Here is a 1,584-nt window from a genome sequence, read left to right as displayed (position 1 = left end):
CCCGCCGCGCCCCACGCGACCGCAAGCGCGACCCCCCCGGCGAGCAGCGGCCCGACGCCCCCGCCCCGATAGCCGGCGACTGCGAGCCCGACGATCCCGACCCCGGCCGCCCACGAGAGGAGCCGGTGCGACCGACGGAACGACCCGGCGACGAGACCGACCGTCGCGGCGGCGAGGAGGGCGCCGCCGGCCGGCGCGGCGAGGAGGGCCGCGAGGCTCGCGACCGCGGCCGCGACGAGGCTCACGACGACGGCGAGCGTGGGGGGACGGGCGTCTCGCTCGGGCGGGTCGATCGGGTCGCCCGCCGGAGTCTCTCCCTCCTCGACCGACCGTTCCGCGCTCACGGCGACCACCTGCTCGTCGCCCGCGCGACCGCGACCGGGAACGACTCCCCGCCCCACTCGACCGCGCGGATCCCGGCCGATCGGAGCTCGCGGAGCCGCTCGCGGCGCTCGAACGCGACGAGCCGCTCGCCGGTGGTCTCGCTCGCCGTGACATCGGGCGAGAGGACGGTGACGAGGTGACCGTGCGCGTCGATCCGGCGCGCGAGCGACGACGCCGCGTCGTCGACGAGGGGCGTGAAGAAGAGCACCTGCGCGTCGGCGGGGAGCCGTCGCCGGAATCGACGGAGCCACAGCGACCGGTAGAACCGGTCCCCGCTCGGCGTCGGCGCCAGCGCGGGGTCGGTCGCCAGCGTCTCGCGGCCCCGCGCGGCGTGGGCCGTGCCGGCGCCCGGGGCGAGCCAGCAGTCGACGGGGCCGAGCGCCGCGACGCCGACGCGGTCGCCGCCGTCGAGGAGCGCGCGGAACGCCTGGCCGGCGGCGCCGACGCTCGCCTCGACCGCGGTCTCTCCCGCCGGCTCGGCGGCGGCGTACGCCGACTCGCGCGCGTCGATGAGGAGGACGACCGTGGCGGCGCGCTCCTCGCGGAGATCCACGGTCGCCAGCTCGCCCGTCCGCGCCCGGCGGTTCCAGTCGACCCGCTTGAGCGGGTCGCCGCGGCGGTACTCGCGGGTGGCGTGGAACTCCACGCCCGACCCCCCGACGTCGGTGGGCATCCGCCCGTGGGACCGCGTCGTCAACCCTCGAAGGGGGAGGTCGCCGCCGGCGGCCAGCTCCGGCGTGCAGACGATCCGCGCCGGGTCGGCCGGCCCGACCGCCGTCGTCCGCTCGCGCGACCCCGAGGGGTTCCGCGTGATCGCCGTGACCGCCTCCCACTCGTGCTCGCCGCGGCCCGCGCGCACCGCGTACTCGAAGGCGACCGCCGCGTCCGGACGGAGCGCGGTCGCGACCCGAGCGGGGCCGTCGACGACCTCCAGCCCCGGCGGGACCCCGTCGACGAGCCGGAGGTCCGCGAGGGGCTCGTCCCCGACGTTTCGCCCCCGGACCGTGACGGTCACCTCGTCGCCCGGCTCGGGCGTCGCGTCGCTCACGGTCCGAGTCGCGTCGAGCGTCGCCGCCGGCGCCTCGCCGACGCCGGCGTAGAGGGCGTACCCGACCCCCACCGCGCCGAGGAGCACGAGCCCGGGCCGCCGGACCACGACCCCGACGCCGACGAGGGCGAGCGACGCACCGCGGGCCCCGG

General features: G+C 78.9%; 1 protein-coding gene and 1 pseudogene. Both read right to left on the bottom strand.

All coding sequences use genetic code 11. The features are described 5' to 3' along the window. Positions 1–344 (bottom strand): annotated as a pseudogene (locus tag OQF71_RS14535) (hypothetical protein); the annotation flags it as partial. Beyond that, positions 341–1,584 (bottom strand): DUF58 domain-containing protein (locus tag OQF71_RS14530; protein WP_280588523.1); only part of this gene is annotated, 1,244 nt, incomplete at its 5' end. The pseudogene OQF71_RS14535 and the gene OQF71_RS14530, both read right to left, overlap by 4 nt.

The organism is Halorubrum sp. Boch-26, from assembly GCF_029889805.1.
GTDB lineage: Archaea > Halobacteriota > Halobacteria > Halobacteriales > Haloferacaceae > Halorubrum.
Note: the sequence above shows the minus strand (reverse complement) of the source record. Positions and strands in the feature narration are given on the sequence as shown.